This is a genomic window from Egibacteraceae bacterium (genome assembly GCA_035540635.1).
Taxonomy (GTDB): domain Bacteria; phylum Actinomycetota; class Nitriliruptoria; order Euzebyales; family Egibacteraceae; genus DATLGH01.
In genome coordinates, this window is record DATLGH010000066.1 from 1 (window position 1) to 14,520 (window position 14,520).

A 14,520-nucleotide genomic window follows, 5' to 3' on the forward strand; every position below is an offset into this window, starting at 1 on the left:
GCGGGGGCCAACCCGTCTCAGGACCGTGACATCCTCGCCGTCACCCGCCCCGACCACAAACCCGTCAGTCACGCTCCGTAGAAGACACCCATCTCGTCACAACCTCCCACCTGCAGCGCCACCTACCCCGTCCGCCAACACGGTGCTCGCTGCTCGGCCAGGACCTCCTCCACGAACTCGCTGCGACGGGTCGAACCTGGGATCGCAGCGACGTGCGGTGGGCTGCGACAGGAGCGGCGGCGGCCTCCGTGCTTGCGCCCTACCTGACGGGCGTGGGAGCGGTCGAGGTGTACGTCGACGCGGACACCGTGGCGGGCCTCGAAGCCGTGGCGACGAGCGCGGACCTGCCCCCCATCGAGGGTGGCCGGTTGACGCTGCGACCCTTCCCGACGACCTCGGTGCGTTCGCTCGCTGACGAGGTCGATGGGCTGCGTGTCGCGCCGTGGCCACGCGTGTACGTCGACCTGCAGACCGAGGGCGTGCGCGGCGAGGAATCGGCGGAACATCTCCGGGAAGGCATCCTGCGAGCATGAAACCCACGGCAAGCGCCGCCACCCGCGGAGACTGCCGGAGTTGGCCCGGCGCTACTGCACCCCGGGGATCGCCTCCAAACGGCACAGCAATCTGAGATGAGCGGGCACGTCTGTGCCACTGGCCCGCTCTACGAAAACCCTTACAAGGCCTTGGTTGAGGTAGTGCCGAACCTGGTCCACTAGGTAGTCGGGCACCCAGCCGACGGGTTCACCGGTGGTGTTGTCGAGCAAGAGAGCCGCAGGGTTCACCCGGTTGTCGTGATCCGACCGAAGAGTCAACTCGTCGCCCGCCCGGAGCTCGGAAACGCGGTCCCGCTCGGATGCGATGTACCGCACACCGGAAGCGAGGAAGAGCAGCACATGCCGGCCGTCCTCGTCGATCCGTGGTTCGGGCACGATGTGGACGGTGTCCGTCGCCCGGGTACCGCCAGCGCGAGCCAGGAGCTCGACGGGGGCCATGTAATCATCGAGAATGTCGAGTGCGGTCAGATAGGTCTCGTACTCGGGACGGCGAGGCGATAGGACCCGGTTCGCGAAGAAGGGGAACAGCTGGTCCGACCGGTAGGTGTGGTTGAAGTCCGGGAACGCCGCGAAGCCATCGAAGCCCGGAATCGTTTTGGCATCCGGCTCGTACTCGAAGATGTGCTGACCGTCTGGGTGCACGTCAAGGTGCCCGACGTGGCAGAAGCGTCGGGTGTCGGGGTCTTGCCATATCACGTAGAGGCGGCGGGTTCGGTCGTCGGTGCGAACCCGTGCCTCGCTCTGATCAACGAGTCCGATTGGCATCCAACAGCCTTTCACGGTTCAGGCGCACGATCTCGAACGCGAACATACGGGCTGGGTGTGACATGCGAGCCAGCGGCACCGAGTCGATCGTACCCCTCCACCATTCGAGGTCGAAGGCTTCGGCCCGCTCGAGCCAGTGCATCCTCACGGTGTCGGCCACGCGCGCCAGACCTTCGACGGCGAGTTGCATCAGCCGTGGTTGGCTCTCGAAGTGACCCGATCGGCCACGCTTGACCCACATGTCCACGCCATGTCCCCCGCCTCGGTCTAGGAGGCGAACACGCTCCTCATCTGGTTCCTGGAACCCCAGACACGTGCCCATGTCGTACGTCGGTGCGAGCCATCGATCCGCTCCGAAGGTGAGGGCTCCCCAGTTCTCATGATGCCGATCGGTGTTCGCAATCAGGGCGTCGAGCATGAGGATGCCAGCGAAGAGGTCGGTGGCGGCTGAAACGGGCGGTTGGCACTCCTTCGGGACACCAATACCATCAAGAGCCCCCCAAACGGCTCCGAGGGTGTAACCCACGGCTTCCCGCTCCTGGTCCTTGTCGTAGGCGGGGTTGATGGCCTGGAGCAATTCGTTCCCGTGCTCGAGTCGGTCAGCGACCCGTTGGCCATTGGCATCTCGCAACATCGATCGCGAGATCACACCGTGGTGCCCCTTCCACGAGGCGAGCCTCACCTCGGCTGCGGGGATCTGCAGGTGGTCGGCCGCCTTCGCGGCCAACCACTCGGCCCAGTCTTCCCCGAAGCATCGCACCGAGCCATTCGCCTGCTCCTTGCAGCGAACGGCCTTGAACAGCCACAGGAGATCTGTCACCTGCGGATCCAAGAGCCACACCTTGCTGCGCGTACCCATCCACTCGGGTTCTTCCGAGGGCGGCCAGTCACTGACGTCCACGATCTCCGCCATGACTCCCTTCCTGCGATCGGATACTTCCTTCAGCGCCAGAGCGAGCGGGTGTGGTGCCTCTTCTCGCGTTCTACCAGGGCGATGCGACGGAGCAGCTCAGCCGCGCGTTCGGAAGCCTCGCGCCACGTCTCGTAGGCGACGTGCCTCTCCTCCAGGAGGGTCACCCGGCGAGCGAGTCGGTCGCATCGCCGGATTGCTGTCCGTCGCACGGACGCTACGGCCACGCGGGCGGCCCGGTCGGCAGTGTCGAAGGCCCGGCGAGCCTCCTCGAGTTCGAACGGGTCGAACGATGGCCTCGCTTCGAGGATGGCTTGCTGGCGTGCGGCGAGGCCGGCCAGGTCGTCCGGGGTGAGTTTGTGCAGGTGCCGGGCGAGGTAGCGATCAGCTACGGCGCGGGCGAGGTCATACGCGGCCTGAGCGTCGGGGCGGGTGTCGGACGGTCGCTTGCCAGCAGGGGCACGTGATCCGGTATCGCGTACTGCTCGCGGTAGGCCAAGGCCGCGGTGACGGCCTCGATCCAGTGTGAAGCGTCGTTCCGGTCGGTCGGCATGGCGACGAGTGACGGCGCCCAGGCCGGCGGGCCGTCCATCGTCTTCGCGATGTGTCGGATCTCCTGCCAGCGGGCGGCGATGAGGTCTGCTGCCTGGCGGGCGACAGTGGCGTAGGGGCTCGTGTTGTCGGGGATCCAGGCGAGCCCGTCACCGCTCCGCACGTCCGACTTGCCGGCGAGCTGACCGAGTCGCCAGTGGAGCACTGCCGCGGCGGATCGGGCTCCATTCAAGGGGCGCATCCTGATCGCCGTCTGACCAGCGCCTCGGCATCGTGACCGGATAGCGCAAGTCCGCGGACACGGTCGACGAGGGTCGGCCATTCCGAGTCGTAGGTGATGGAGGTGGTCAGCTGCCCCGTGCGGTGGATGAGGCGGCCCAACCAGTCCTCAGTAGCCTTGCCAGCGGCATCCTCGAAGATCGCGCCGAGCCGGTGGAGAGAGCCGACCTCGTCCTGCAGGTCGGCCAGCATCTGGTGGGCGGACAGCCGGCCGGTGTCGCGTCGGCGAATCATCTGGGCGAGGATCTGCTCTGGCGACGGCGGGTCGCCTCGGTGGCGCGCGGCGCCATCGGTGTCAGTGGCGACCCACAGGTGGTTGGCTTCGCGCCCTCGGGTTGCGCTGACGTACAGCCGCTCGTGGGAGGTGGCGGCGGTGACCAAGGTAAGGCACCGGTCCACGGTAACGCCCTGGGCCCGGTGCGCGGTGATGGCGTAGGCCAGGTGTGCGTGCCGGCGAGGTGGTCGGCCGGGAGCACCGCCGTGTCGCCGTCTCGGTGTCGTGGGACCACGGCGGCGGCGCTCGGGTGCCGGCCGATCCCCCCCACCGTTGCGGCACGGCTGCGGTCGGCCCTCGCTCCCCGAGCTGGTCGAGCGCCTCAAGCGGGTCCGCGAAGGCAGCCGCCCGTGATGAGCGCCGACCCGATGCGGCGGAAGCATACCGAGCGGGGATGCGGCATGACATGCACGTGAACGCGGGGCCCGTTGGGCGCGGGACCGAACAGGCCGCCTTGCGCCGGCATCTGCGGCGCGGAAGATGGGCGGCCGCCCGGGTTGACGGCGTCGGGCGTTCATGTTGCAAACCCGATCCACAGTCGAGTTGACGCGGAGCCTCAGAAATCTGTGGCTGCTGCTTCGAGCGAGCGAGGAGCCGGGCCGGTGCGCAGGTCCCGCGCAGGGCGGTCTCGAGGCTGACCGCGCCAACCTCGCCTTCGGAGGTCAGCTGCCACGCATGCCCACAATGTGATCCCAACGCCCCCTCACCCCCGAAACGACCAAACCGCAGGCCGGCGCAGAATGTGGCCCTGACCTGCGGCTTTGTGGTGGTGGGGGTGGGATTTGAACCCACGAACCCTTGCGGGTTACCCGCTTTCGAGGCGGGCGCACTAGACCGGACTATGCGACCCCACCGGAATCGTCGGCCAGCGTACCAACGCCCTCAGCCGGCTGCGACCGCCGACGTCTGGCGCGAAAGAAGCGCGTGAGCAGCGCCCCGCACTCCTCCGCGAGCACGCCTGCGGTCACCTCGACGCGGTGGTTGAGGCGGGGGTCGCGGGCCACGTCGTAGAGCGACCCGACCGCACCGGCCCTCGGATCGCTCGCCCCGTACACGAGGGCAGGCAGGCGGGCGAGCACGAGGGCGCCCGCGCACATCGTGCACGGCTCGAGCGTGACGTAGAGCGTGCAGCCCTCGAGGCGCCAGGAGCGCAGGGCCGCAGCGGCCTCGCGCACAGCGATCAACTCGGCGTGCGCGGTCGGGTCCTGGTCGGCCTCACGGCGGTTGTAGCCCTCCGCGATGACCCGCCCGCCGTGGACGACGACCGCGCCGACGGGTACCTCGCCGACCGCCGACGCCCGCCTGGCCTGCGCGACCGCCCGCTCCATCCACACCTTGTGCGTGAGCTGCGCCACCGCTCCTCCTCCCGCCCGCAAGGCTAGGCGACGCCCCAAAAAGGCCTCGACGGGCGGAGCCTTTCCGCCCGTCGACGACGCGCTGCGGTCAGGACGATGCCCCGCCCTCCTGCGCCTGCACGTCCACGGTCTGTCCCGTCGCCCCGTTCGAGGAGCCGATCTCGACGCGGTGGGGCCGCCGCTCGGGCGGGTGGGGGATGTGCAGCTCGAGCAGGCCGTCGCTGAACGACGCGGTGATCTTCTGCGCGTCGGTTCCCTCGGGCAGCGAGAAGCTGCGCTGGAAGGCGCCGACCGGACGCTCGCGACGCACCCACCGGTCCTCCGGCACGTCGGGGTCGAGACGCCGCTCGCCGCCGATCGTGAGGGTGCCGTCGTCCACCGAGACGTCGACGTCGTCGGCGGTCATGCCGGGGAGCTCGACACGCACGACGAGGCCCCCGTCGGTGGCGAAGGCGTCGATCGGCGGCACGAGGCCGGTGCGCGCAGCTGCGGGCTGCTGCGTCGTCGTGCGGTTGAACAGCTCGCCGACGTCACGCTGCAGGGCCGCGAGCTCTGCCCAGGGGTCCCAACGTACCACTGCCATGGTGTCACCTCCTGCAAGAGATCTTAGTCTTGGCTACTCAGATAATAGCGGCCCCATTGTGCCAAGGCAACAGGTGGCCGAAACCAGCCCCCCACCCCGCCGGCGGCCCGAGCAGGTCAGCTGGCGCGCCGCTCCGGCACGTCAGCGAGGGCGGCGCTGACCGCGAGTTCGATCTCGGCGACCGCGCCGCAGGCCGCGTCCGCGGCCTCCGCGTCGCCGGTCACGTCGGACAGCGCGAGCAGCTCGGCGCGGATGTGCAGAAGCGCCTCGACCGGCTGCGTCGCCACGCACGTGTCGATGATGAGGTCGTGAATGCGGACAGCGTGCTCGTCCATGTCGTCTCCAGTGGTGCGGCCCCAGCGGCGGGACCCTGCGGCGGGACCTGGGGGCGTCACGGCGGGGGGAGCGTGCATCACCGCGACTGTGCCACAGGGGTGTGACCGCGCCCGGGAACCGGCGCGTGTGAGTCGCGCTTCGGGGTACGCTGCGGAGCGTCGAACCGCCGACCTCGGCCGCCAGGCCGGGCGGGGGACCCACCGCAACACGGGGCGAGTCCCGGCGATCCGCCGGGTAGGGCCGCGTTCCGGCCCGAGCCCGCCGGCTAACCCCGCAGGCGACAGGAGGGAGACCGGCCGCTGCCGGTGTTCCCACAACGCCAGCCGCGCCCGGTGGGCGATGGCCGAGGAGACCGGGAAGAAGCCCGTGGCGGAGCTGTTCACCCTTCCCACGCCGGCCGCCGTGCTCGGCGTGGGAATGCCCCTCCTGCCGCTGACCCACCCCGGCTGGGTCTTCGCCGTGCTTATGGCGGTTGTGCTGCTTGCGCCCATCGCCGCCGAGCGGGCACGCCTGCCCGGCATCGTGGGCCTGGTGCTCGCCGGGATGCTCGTCGGTCCAGGCGTGCTCGGGCTGCTCGAGCGGGAGGGCGCCATCGCCCTGCTCGGCGGGGCCGGACTGCTCTACCTCATGTTCGTCGCGGGCCTCGAGCTCGACCTGGACGGGTTCGTCGAGAACCGGCGCGACTCGCTCGTCTTCGGTGCGATGACCTTCTCGGTGCCGATGGCGCTCGGGACCGTGGTCTCCCTCGCGCTTGGGTTCCCGTTGCTCGCCGCCATCCTGCTCGGCTCGTGCTGGGCGAGCCACACGCTGCTGTCCTACCCCGTCTACCAGCGGCTCGGCGCGGTCCGCACCCGGGCGGTTGCCACGGCCGTCGGCGCGACGATCATCACCGACACCGCGGCTCTGCTCGTCCTCGCCGTCGTCGCCCGCGCGCACCAGGGCGACCTCGGCCCGTCGTTCTGGCTCGTGCTCGTCCCGAGCCTCGGACTGCTGCTCGCCGCGACCCTTTGGGGGCTGCCGCGGGTCGCCCGATGGTTTTTCGCGGGCCTCGGCCAGGACCGTGCCGTGCGGTTCCTGTTCCTCATGGTCGCGCTGTTCGGCGCGGCTGGCCTCGCCCAGGCGGCGGGCATCGAGCCGATCGTCGGGGCGTTCCTCGGCGGGCTGGCGCTCAACCGGCTCGTCCCTAACGACGGCGTGCTCATGCAACGCGTGGAGTTCCTCGGCTCGACGCTGCTCATCCCCCTGTTCCTCGTGTCCGTGGGGATGCTCATCGATCCCCGCATCATGGTCGGCGACCGCGCCTCGCTGGTGGTCGCGGCGGCGTTCATCGGGGTCGCCGGGGGGGCGAAGTGGATCGCGGCCGCCGCGAGCGGCAAGCTGTTCCGCTACGACCGCGCCGAGATCGCCACGATGTTCTCGCTGTCCTCGGCGCAGGCCGCCGCGACCCTCGCGGCGATCTTCGTCGGCCTGCAGATCGGCCTCATCGGGGCGGAGACCGTCAATGCAGTCATCCTGGTGATCCTCGCGACGTGCCTGCTGAGCTCTGGGGTCGCCGCCCGCTACGGTCCCCGCCTGCCCCGCCCGCCGGTCCGCCCCGCGGCCCTCGGCCGCCGGGTGCTCGTCCCCGTCGCCCGCCCGGACACCGCCGAGCGGCTGACCCGTCTCGCGGCGTTGCTGGCCCGTCCCGACGGCGGATCCGTCATGCCGCTCGCCGTGGTCGGACCTGACGCGACCGAGGAGGACCTTGCCGAGCGGCGGGTCACGATCGCGCGCGCGGAGGCGTCGGCCCTGTCCAGCGGGGCCGACGCGACCGGCGTCGTGCGCATCGCCGCGTCGCCGGCCGACGGCGTGCTCCACACGGCGGTGGAGCAGGCGGCCTCGCTCGTCGTGCTCGGCTGGAAGGGTTACCGCAGCACGCGCGAGCACCTGTTCGGCAGCGTGATCGACGCGGTGCTCGCCCGAGCGCCGGCCCCCGTGGCCGTGACGCGGCTCGGCCGGGCCCCGGTCGGGCGCATCCTGCTCGTCGTGACCGGGCCGAGCCTGGAGCCGGCAGGGCGGTCGAGCTTGACGGTGGCGACGGAGATCATCCGCCGCGTCGCCCACGCGTCCCCCGCTCCGGTGCACGTCCTCACCGACGTCGACGGGCCGCTGCTCGACCGGCTGCCGCCACACGTCCGACGGCACACCCTGCACTACGACCCCCGCCGACCCGCGCTCGCGGTCCGGGAGATGGCCACCGCGAGCGACCTCGTCGTCGTTCCCGCCATGCTGGGTCCGCAGGCGTTGCAGGGTGATGCCGAGCGCATCAGCAGGGCCGCACCCGACAGCTCACTGCTCGTCGTCGTCGACGCTGTGGCGCGCGGCGGCGCGGACGAGGAGGAGCCGCGGAGCAGAGGGTTGGAGCGGACCCTACCGTAGTCCGGCTCGACTAGATACCCTTCACACCTACGTGCGGGCAGCACGGGGTGATCTCTTCCAGAGGTCACGGTCGGCGTGCCCCGCGACCGACGGCCTCCCAGCGAGGCCGGAAGCAGCGTGTGCGCAACCGAGAGGGCGCACAAAGCGAGAAAGGTGACCGTATGGCGCGGCCCTCCCCGAGCCCCCGGGAGCTCGTCCGGCAGGTGTGGATGTACCTCGCGGTGGCAGGGCTCGTGGCCGGGCTCGCCGCTTCGACCGCGGGCGGATCAGCCGTGGCGACGCTCACGCTGACGGGCCCGCCGCAGCCGTTCGCGACAATAGCCGGCCTCGCGGGGATCGCCGCCGGTGCCGCCGACGCGGCCATGGTGTCCGTGGCGGTCGCGGGGGCCGACGCCCTGCGGGGGCAGGCCCCCCCGAGCCGGTCGGCGGACGGTCTGCGAGGACCCGTCGTGTTCGCCACCGCCGGCGGCGTGCCACTGCACACGCCGACCGATCAGATCAGGACGATCGGCTACCACCAGGCAGCGTCGCAGGCGGCGCTGCCGTTCGAGCCGCGTGGGGCGCCGTTCACCAACCGCAACGTCCCCAGCTACACGCCGCTGCCGGCGACGCCCGGCCCTGACTACGCGATCATGGGCAACCGCCGGCGGGGCACCCATCCCGCCTCGGCGGTGGACATCGCCGTCCCCCACAACGTCACGCTCATGAGCCCGATCACGGGCACCGTCGAGACGGTGAGCCCGTACCTGCTCTACGGCCGGTACCCCGACCTCATCGTGACGGTCGTTCCCGACGGACGGCCGGACCTGCGGCTCGTCATGATCCATCTGAACGGCTACCTCGTCGTGCCGGGGCAGCGGGTGGTTGCCGGCGAGACGCCGATCGCGCACACCGCGATGCCGTTCCCGTTCAGCTCCCAGATCGACGAGTGGGCGGGACTTGGCCCGCACGTCCACATGGAGATGCGCCGCGTCGGCTGAGCGCGGCCGGTTGCCGGGCGCGGGGCCGGAGTAGGCCCCGGCGCGTGGACGAGTCTGGGTGCTCAACGGCGACGATGGCGCCGCGACCGCGCACCCCGAGCTCGACGAGGGCCAGGCCGCCGGGGCGTCGAGACCGCCCTGGCGGAACGCGGCGGGTGAGCGGCCCGGCTCAGAGCGCGAGGAGCAGGAGGGCGTAGCCCCCCGCCCCCGCGACGAACGGGCCGAGGCGGCTCTCGCGCTCCTCGGGCAGCTCCTCCTTCAACACGTTCATCACGACGCCGCCGGCGAGAAAGGCGAGCACCGCGGCCGGGACCGCCTCGGGGACGCGGAACGCCGCTCCGACCGCCCACCCGAGAACGACCGCGGAGCCGCACACCCACCGCCCCCACGCCCGGTAGCTGCGCCCGTGGTGGGCACGCAGCCCGTGGTCCACGACGGCGAAGTGCACGCCGAGCGCCGCCGCGAACAGCAGGAGGCTCGCGACGTCGGCGCGGTCGGTGAGGAGATAGCCGATGATGGCGTTGTAGACCGCGTAGGAACCGAACGACAGCCGCGCGACGCGGTCTTCGGTCTCGTCGACGCCGTGGCGCTCGCGCCGCCGCTCCCTCGACCGGACGGACTGACGTTCGAGCGCGTAGAAGACGACGAGCCCGGCGAGCGCGACGAGGTAGATGTGGGCGTCGAGGAACCTCAGCGGCCCGCCGATGCGCTCCGCGACCGCCTCCTGGGCGGCGGCGAGCTCCGGCAGGAGATGGACGAACACGTAGGCGACGGAGATCCCGCCTGCCGCGGACAGGAACCGGCTGCGGGGCACCCGGTCGAGGAACCGCAGCCTCCAGGCGAACACGTGCAGCCCGCCGAGCGCGATCGCGGTGAGAAGCTCGAGGCCGACCATCCAACGCCGTGGCTACCCGCGCGCCGCCACCGCTATGCGGGTCGCCCTCGCGGCTGCAGCGCGCGCTTCGGCGTCGGCGAGCGCCCGTTCCCGGTCGGCCAGGGCTTCGTCGGCCCCGTCGGCCCGCCGGGCGGCAGTCTCCGCCCGTCCCTGCCTGCGCCCCCCGCAGCCCGTGTGGTCGCACCCGGACAGGGCTCGCCGCTGCGCGAGGGCAAGCTCGCCACCGACCGCGCGCAGCGCCGCGAGTCCGTCGGGCTCGCGCCGGGCGAGCTGGTTGAGCGACCACGCCGCAACCGTGGGCCTGCGCAAAACCCTTCACCCCTGCCGCAGCGTTGCGTTCCCCCGGCGGCCCGCAGCTCCTTCACGAACGCGTCCCGGGCCCTCATGAACCCCTCGGGAGGTGCGCCAACAGCTCGTCGATGCGCTGCTCGACGGGCACGCTCATCACGTGACCGGGGCGAGCAGGCCCCTGTCGGTCACGGCCGGTACGGACAGCGTCTTGTAGCCGAGGCCGTCGAGGAGCACGACGATCTTCTCCTCTCCCCCGTACCGCACGGCCAGTCCCCTCGCCCCTGTCACCGTGGCGGACGCGGGAGTCGAGCGGGAACGGCCCGCGCGGCCGATCTCCTGGTAGTAGGCGTCGACGGAGCCGCTGATGCGTGGTGTCAGACGAAAGCACGTCGGGTTTGTCGGTGCCCGTGCGCCTCGTCGACGACGAACAGCGACGGCGGCTGCGTAGCCGACCGTTGAGGGTCCTGGCGTCACTGCCGCTCATCGCGCCCCAGACCCGCGTCGCGGGCGAGCACGATGGCTTCGAACCGGTCGGACACGCCGAGCTTGCCCACGATGTTCGACACGTGGTTGCGGACGGTCTTGGCGCTCAGCCACAACTGGCGGGCGATCTCCTGGTTGCCGGCGCCGCGGGCCAGCAGGGCGAGGACCTCGAGCTCGCGGCGTGAGAGCTGCGGAAAGGCGGTCTGGGGCTTGACCTGCCCGGTGAGGCGCAGGAGGACCTGCTCGGCGACGCCGGCGCCGAACGCCGCCCCTCCGGCGACGACCGCGCGCAGCGCCTGGGTGATCTCCTCGTGACCCGCGCCCTTGCAGGTAGCCACGGGCGCCAGCCTGCAGCGCGGCGATGAGCATGCCGTCGTCGTCGTGCATCGTGAGCACGACGACCGCGACGTCGGGCCGGTCGGCCACGAGCCGGCGCGTGGCTTCGACGCCATCCATCTCCGGCGTGTGCAGGTCCATGACGACGAGGTCCGGCTGGGTCTCGGCGGCGACCTTCACCGCCTCGGCGCCCCGTGGTGGCCTCCCCGACGAGCTCCAAGTGGGGCAGCACCGCCAGGACGGCACCCAGGCCGTGCGCACGATCGGGTGGTCGTCGGCGATCAGCACGCCCCACTGCTTGTCGCTCATGACGCCGCCGGCGGCAGCTCCGCGCGTATGCGGGTACCGCTACCGTTGGCCGCCACCGCGCTGAACGTCCCGCCGAGCTCCTCGGCCCGTTCCCGCATGGAGACCAGTCCGACCCCCTCGCGGTGATCGGGCGGGAGGCCAACGCCGTCGTCGGCGACCTCCACGACGAGGGCGTTGTCCCGGCTGATCCGCACGTCGCACCTCTTCGCGCCGGCGTGGCGGACAGCGTTCGTCACCGCTTCCACGGCGATGCGGTACGCGGCCACCTCGACCGCGGCCGGCAGCTGGTCGAGGTCCTCGCAACCGTCGACGGCGATGGCCGGTGCAGTCGCGTTGGCGGCCTCGAAGGTCCTCACGCTGCGGCGGATACCCTCGACGAGACCGGCTTCGTCGAGCGCCGGCGGCCGCAGGTCGTCGATAAGGCGGCGCACCTCGGCGACACACCCCTGCAGCTGCTGCTCCAGCCGGGAGAGGACCGCGCCGATCTCGCCGTCGGGGACCTCGAGCCGCGCGCACGTCGCGCCGATCTGCATGGTCATGCCCGCCAAGGCTTGGCCCCAGCCCGTCGTGGAGGTCCCTGCGCAGGCGGCGACGTTCCTCCTCCCGCGAGGAACCCCGTGCCCGCCGCGGTGAGGAAGGCCCGCCGGACGGTCGAGCCGATCGTCTTGTGACCATGGCGATGCCGCCGGCGGCGTCGTTCGTGCCGACACCATCCGATCGAGGCGCGGATACGGTCCGTGGAACAGATCCGGCGAACATCTCGTCGGGAAACAAGTTGTCGCGCTCGCAGTGCAACAGCGCGTACACCGAGTCGGCGGGCAACGACGCGTCACTATGCCGTTAGGGGTTCCCCGACATTCCATGGCTGGGCAGTCCGGGAGACCGGCGGATCCCCGACGGTTGGGCCGTCGGCCGCTCGCGACCACGGACAGCAGCCGAGACAAAGGTTGTAGCCGCCGACGCCGACGCGTCACAGAACGGCACTTGCACGACGCTCAGAACGCGGCGAGGCCCCCGCCCGGAATTGCCACCAAGTGGAAGCGCGGCTCCAACACTGGCGCGGTTCCGGTCACGCTGAACGCCTCGCAACTGTCGTGTGGCTCGACCGTCAGTACGCGACGTCGCGAAACGTGAGCGCAAGTCGTCCGTCCTTGCGAACCTCGCCCCCCTCGACGGCCACCTTGTGGAACGTGAGAAGCGGACCTAGCGACGGCGTGTTCTCGGAGTCGTAAGTCCCCGCGCCGTGGCCACCATCGACGCTGAAGGGGGTACTGACGCGCACCCTCACGTCAAACTCGCCGGACTGGATGATGAGTCCGAACGCATAGTCGATGCGGACCTGCGTTACCTCACCACCGGCAACAGGCAGAACCCATGCTCCGGTCTTCTCGCGCAGTCCTGCCCGCTGACGGCGCTCGTCGTCCCTGTCCATGACCCGAGCGTACGAGGTTGGGGCGTCGCGTATTGCCGGATACATGCCCCGCGGCCACGATGCGGCCCTTCGCCTGCAAGGGTTGTGATCGCTTCCGGCCTGGTGGGCCGCTACGTCGACGGTGACGTCGGGCCGCCGGCACGCTCGCGTGCGGGTGTGGTGATGGCGGAGCAGACGCTGGCGGGGTCACAGTCGGCGGGGTCGAGGGCGCGGAGGCGGCGGCGAAGGCCGCGAAGTGCGGTGCGGGTTTCCTCGAGCTCGCGCAGGCGTGCCTCGACTTCGGTGAGGCGTTCGTCGACGAGGTCGGCGGCGTGGGCGCAGGGGGCCTTCCCGCCGTCGCGGATGGCGACGATCTCGCGGATCTGGCGCAGGGTGAGGCCGGCGGCTTGGGCGTGGCGGATGAACGCGACCCGTTCGGCGGTGTCGTCTGGGTAGTCGCGGTAGCCGCCGTGGGTGCGGGCGGGCTCGCGGAGCAGCCCCTGGGCTTCCCAGTAGCGCAGCGTCTTGGCGGGGACGCCGGTCGCGTCGGCGAGCGCACCGATGAGCATGGTCGGCACCTTCCCTCAGGGTGGCCCTTGACCTTCCAGCCTACGGGAAGGTCTACGGTCGGTGAGGGAGACTACCGACGAGGAGGGGCACCCGGTGGATGTGACGTTGCTGTACTTCGAGGGCTGCCCGAGCTGGCAGACCGCCGACGCGCGCCTGGCCGAGCTCGCCGACGAGCTCGGCTTCACCGTGACCCGCCGGCAGGTCACCTCGCCGGAGAAAGCCAAGGAGGTCGGGTTCCGCGGGTCACCGACGGTGCTGGTCGACGGCCGTGACGTGTTCGCCGAAGGTCACGAGCCGGTCGGGTTGTCCTGCCGGGTGTACCAGACTGCTGACGGGCCGGCCGGCGCCCCGACGCTCGCCCAGCTCCGCGCGGTGCTGGCGTGACCGACCGGATGGCGCTCGCGGTGCTCGGCGTGGTCGTGGCGTGTTGCGTCGGAAAGGCGCTGCTGCTCGCCGGCGTGCTCGCGGCCGGCGGTGCGCTGGGCGCCGGCCCCTGGCTGGTGGCCGCTGCGGTGGTCGTCTTGGCGGTCCTACTGTGGCGAACCATGGCGGCGGTGCAGCGCCAGGGAGCGGGTTGGTGATGGTGGAGCGCTACGACAACCTGGTCGTCGGTGGGGGCATGTCCGGGCTGCCGCTTGCGTTGCGGGCCGCCCGGCACGGGCGGACGGCGTTCGTCGAGCGCGAGCTGCTCGGCGGGACGTGCCTGAACCGGGGGTGCATCCCGACCAAGACGATGATCGCCTCGGCCAAGCGCGCCTTCGACGCCCGTCGCGCCGCTGACCTGGCCGTGCGCATCGACGGTGAGGTTCGTGTCGACCTGCCGGGTGTGGTGGACCGCAAGGACGCCATCGTCGAGTCGATCCGCTCCGGGTCGTACAAGGCGGTGGACCGCAGCGGCGACCTCGACTTGATGGAGGCGCACGGCAGGTTCGTTGCCGGCCGGCGCCTGCAGGTCGGCGACCGCACCATCGAGGCGGACCGCGTCTTTCTCAACACCGGCACCCGCGACACCATCCCACCCGTCGAGGGGCTGGATCGGGTCGCCCACCTGACGTCGCGCACGATGCTGGACCTGCGCGAGATCCCCGACCACCTGGTCGTGGTCGGCGGCGGCTACGTGGGCTGCGAGTCCGCGCAGATGTTCGCCCGCTTCGGCGCCCGCGTCACCGTCGTGCAACGCGCCGAGCGGCTCCTGCCCTCCACCGACCCGGCCATCTCC

At 71.2% G+C, this 14,520-nt stretch carries 19 protein-coding genes, 1 tRNA gene and 1 riboswitch; of the genes, 6 read left to right on the forward strand and 14 right to left on the reverse strand.

Annotated features, from left to right (window positions below; genetic code table 11):
- The first annotated feature begins 248 nt into the window (after positions 1-248).
- Positions 249-533 carry a hypothetical protein gene (locus VM324_11030; protein HVL99813.1) on the forward strand — a complete coding sequence of 95 codons (285 nt, stop codon included), beginning with the start codon at positions 249-251 and terminating at the stop codon, positions 531-533.
- 51 nt (positions 534-584) lie between these two features.
- On the opposite strand, the gene VM324_11035 is transcribed toward VM324_11030, so the two are convergent.
- The 8 genes from VM324_11035 to VM324_11070 all read right to left on the reverse strand — a co-directional run bounded on the left by VM324_11035 (position 585) and on the right by VM324_11070 (position 5,607).
- Positions 585-1,319 carry a hypothetical protein gene (locus tag VM324_11035; protein HVL99814.1) on the reverse strand — a complete coding sequence of 245 codons (735 nt, stop codon included), beginning with the start codon at positions 1,317-1,319 and terminating at the stop codon, positions 585-587.
- Entirely contained in the window at positions 1,300-2,232 is a 933-nt protein-coding gene (locus tag VM324_11040; GenBank protein ID HVL99815.1) for a HipA domain-containing protein, read from the reverse strand. The genes VM324_11035 and VM324_11040 overlap by 20 nt, the downstream gene beginning before the upstream one ends.
- A gap of 385 nt (positions 2,233-2,617) precedes the next feature.
- The gene (locus VM324_11045; protein ID HVL99816.1) at positions 2,618-3,013 is read right to left on the reverse strand and encodes a hypothetical protein; all 396 of its coding nucleotides are present in this window, start codon (positions 3,011-3,013) and stop codon (positions 2,618-2,620) included.
- A complete protein-coding gene (locus VM324_11050; protein HVL99817.1) occupies positions 3,010-3,441 on the reverse strand; it encodes a hypothetical protein in 432 nt (143 codons plus the stop codon). Before VM324_11050 ends, VM324_11045 begins: the two co-directional genes overlap by 4 nt.
- Before the next feature lie 657 nt (positions 3,442-4,098).
- Positions 4,099-4,188, reverse strand: a tRNA-Ser gene (locus VM324_11055).
- Positions 4,174-4,689: a tRNA adenosine(34) deaminase TadA gene (gene tadA, locus VM324_11060; protein HVL99818.1), complete on the reverse strand. Its 516-nt coding sequence runs from the start codon at positions 4,687-4,689 to the stop codon at positions 4,174-4,176. The genes VM324_11055 and tadA overlap by 15 nt, the downstream gene beginning before the upstream one ends.
- Before the next feature lie 88 nt (positions 4,690-4,777).
- Positions 4,778-5,272, reverse strand: a complete 495-nt coding sequence (locus VM324_11065) for an Hsp20/alpha crystallin family protein (GenBank protein HVL99819.1) — start codon at positions 5,270-5,272, stop codon at positions 4,778-4,780.
- Positions 5,273-5,388: 116 nt separating this feature from the next.
- On the reverse strand, positions 5,389-5,607 hold the full coding sequence (locus VM324_11070) for a hypothetical protein (GenBank protein HVL99820.1): 219 nt from the start codon (positions 5,605-5,607) through the stop codon (positions 5,389-5,391).
- Between the two features lie 155 nt (positions 5,608-5,762).
- A riboswitch (cyclic di-AMP (ydaO/yuaA leader) is annotated at positions 5,763-5,902 on the forward strand.
- A 45-nt stretch (positions 5,903-5,947) separates the two neighbouring features.
- On the opposite strand from VM324_11070, the gene VM324_11075 reads away from it, so the two are divergent.
- Together VM324_11075 and VM324_11080 are read left to right on the forward strand one after the other, a co-directional pair.
- The gene (locus VM324_11075; GenBank protein ID HVL99821.1) at positions 5,948-8,026 is read left to right on the forward strand and encodes a cation:proton antiporter; all 2,079 of its coding nucleotides are present in this window, start codon (positions 5,948-5,950) and stop codon (positions 8,024-8,026) included.
- Positions 8,027-8,187: 161 nt separating this feature from the next.
- Positions 8,188-9,006: a M23 family metallopeptidase gene (locus VM324_11080; GenBank protein HVL99822.1), complete on the forward strand. Its 819-nt coding sequence runs from the start codon at positions 8,188-8,190 to the stop codon at positions 9,004-9,006.
- Positions 9,007-9,175: 169 nt separating this feature from the next.
- Here VM324_11080 and VM324_11085 read toward each other — a convergent pair whose 3' ends face one another.
- The 6 genes from VM324_11085 to VM324_11110 form a co-directional block, all read right to left on the reverse strand.
- The gene (locus VM324_11085) at positions 9,176-9,901 is read right to left on the reverse strand and encodes a hypothetical protein (GenBank protein ID HVL99823.1); all 726 of its coding nucleotides are present in this window, start codon (positions 9,899-9,901) and stop codon (positions 9,176-9,178) included.
- Between the two features lie 12 nt (positions 9,902-9,913).
- On the reverse strand, positions 9,914-10,210 hold the full coding sequence (locus VM324_11090) for a hypothetical protein (protein ID HVL99824.1): 297 nt from the start codon (positions 10,208-10,210) through the stop codon (positions 9,914-9,916).
- A gap of 452 nt (positions 10,211-10,662) precedes the next feature.
- Complete coding sequence (locus VM324_11095; protein HVL99825.1) at positions 10,663-11,013, reverse strand: response regulator transcription factor; 351 nt, start codon at positions 11,011-11,013, stop codon at positions 10,663-10,665.
- A 303-nt stretch (positions 11,014-11,316) separates the two neighbouring features.
- Complete coding sequence (locus VM324_11100; GenBank protein ID HVL99826.1) at positions 11,317-12,183, reverse strand: sensor histidine kinase; 867 nt, start codon at positions 12,181-12,183, stop codon at positions 11,317-11,319.
- Positions 12,184-12,428: 245 nt separating this feature from the next.
- On the reverse strand, positions 12,429-12,752 hold the full coding sequence (locus VM324_11105; protein HVL99827.1) for a DUF6188 family protein: 324 nt from the start codon (positions 12,750-12,752) through the stop codon (positions 12,429-12,431).
- Between the two features lie 110 nt (positions 12,753-12,862).
- Positions 12,863-13,300, reverse strand: a complete 438-nt coding sequence (locus tag VM324_11110) for a heavy metal-responsive transcriptional regulator (protein HVL99828.1) — start codon at positions 13,298-13,300, stop codon at positions 12,863-12,865.
- Positions 13,301-13,361: 61 nt separating this feature from the next.
- On the opposite strand from VM324_11110, the gene VM324_11115 reads away from it, so the two are divergent.
- The 3 genes from VM324_11115 to VM324_11125 all read left to right on the forward strand — a co-directional run.
- Positions 13,362-13,685, forward strand: coding sequence for a hypothetical protein (locus tag VM324_11115; GenBank protein ID HVL99829.1), 324 nt, complete (start codon positions 13,362-13,364; stop codon positions 13,683-13,685).
- Positions 13,682-13,882 (forward strand): hypothetical protein, encoded by a 201-nt coding sequence (locus VM324_11120; protein ID HVL99830.1) that lies wholly within the window; start codon positions 13,682-13,684, stop codon positions 13,880-13,882. The genes VM324_11115 and VM324_11120 overlap by 4 nt, the downstream gene beginning before the upstream one ends.
- Positions 13,882-14,520: FAD-dependent oxidoreductase (locus tag VM324_11125; protein ID HVL99831.1), on the forward strand; the 639-nt coding region annotated here is incomplete at its 3' end. The genes VM324_11120 and VM324_11125, both read left to right, overlap by 1 nt.

Bases quoted from the DNA above. Each gene is read 5' to 3' on its own strand.
- VM324_11110 (HVL99828.1), bottom strand. From the start codon at position 13,300: ATGCTCATCGGTGCGCTCGCCGACGCGACCGGCGTCCCCGCCAAGACG.
- VM324_11035 (HVL99814.1), bottom strand. From the start codon at position 1,319: ATGCCAATCGGACTCGTTGATCAGAGCGAGGCACGGGTTCGCACCGAC.
- VM324_11105 (HVL99827.1), bottom strand. From the start codon at position 12,752: ATGGACAGGGACGACGAGCGCCGTCAGCGGGCAGGACTGCGCGAGAAG.
- VM324_11080 (HVL99822.1), top strand. From the start codon at position 8,188: ATGGCGCGGCCCTCCCCGAGCCCCCGGGAGCTCGTCCGGCAGGTGTGG.
- VM324_11100 (HVL99826.1), bottom strand. From the start codon at position 12,183: ATGGAATGTCGGGGAACCCCTAACGGCATAGTGACGCGTCGTTGCCCG.
- VM324_11065 (HVL99819.1), bottom strand. From the start codon at position 5,272: ATGGCAGTGGTACGTTGGGACCCCTGGGCAGAGCTCGCGGCCCTGCAG.
- VM324_11040 (HVL99815.1), bottom strand. From the start codon at position 2,232: ATGGCGGAGATCGTGGACGTCAGTGACTGGCCGCCCTCGGAAGAACCC.
- VM324_11075 (HVL99821.1), top strand. From the start codon at position 5,948: ATGGCCGAGGAGACCGGGAAGAAGCCCGTGGCGGAGCTGTTCACCCTT.
- VM324_11085 (HVL99823.1), bottom strand. From the start codon at position 9,901: ATGGTCGGCCTCGAGCTTCTCACCGCGATCGCGCTCGGCGGGCTGCAC.
- VM324_11070 (HVL99820.1), bottom strand. From the start codon at position 5,607: ATGGACGAGCACGCTGTCCGCATTCACGACCTCATCATCGACACGTGC.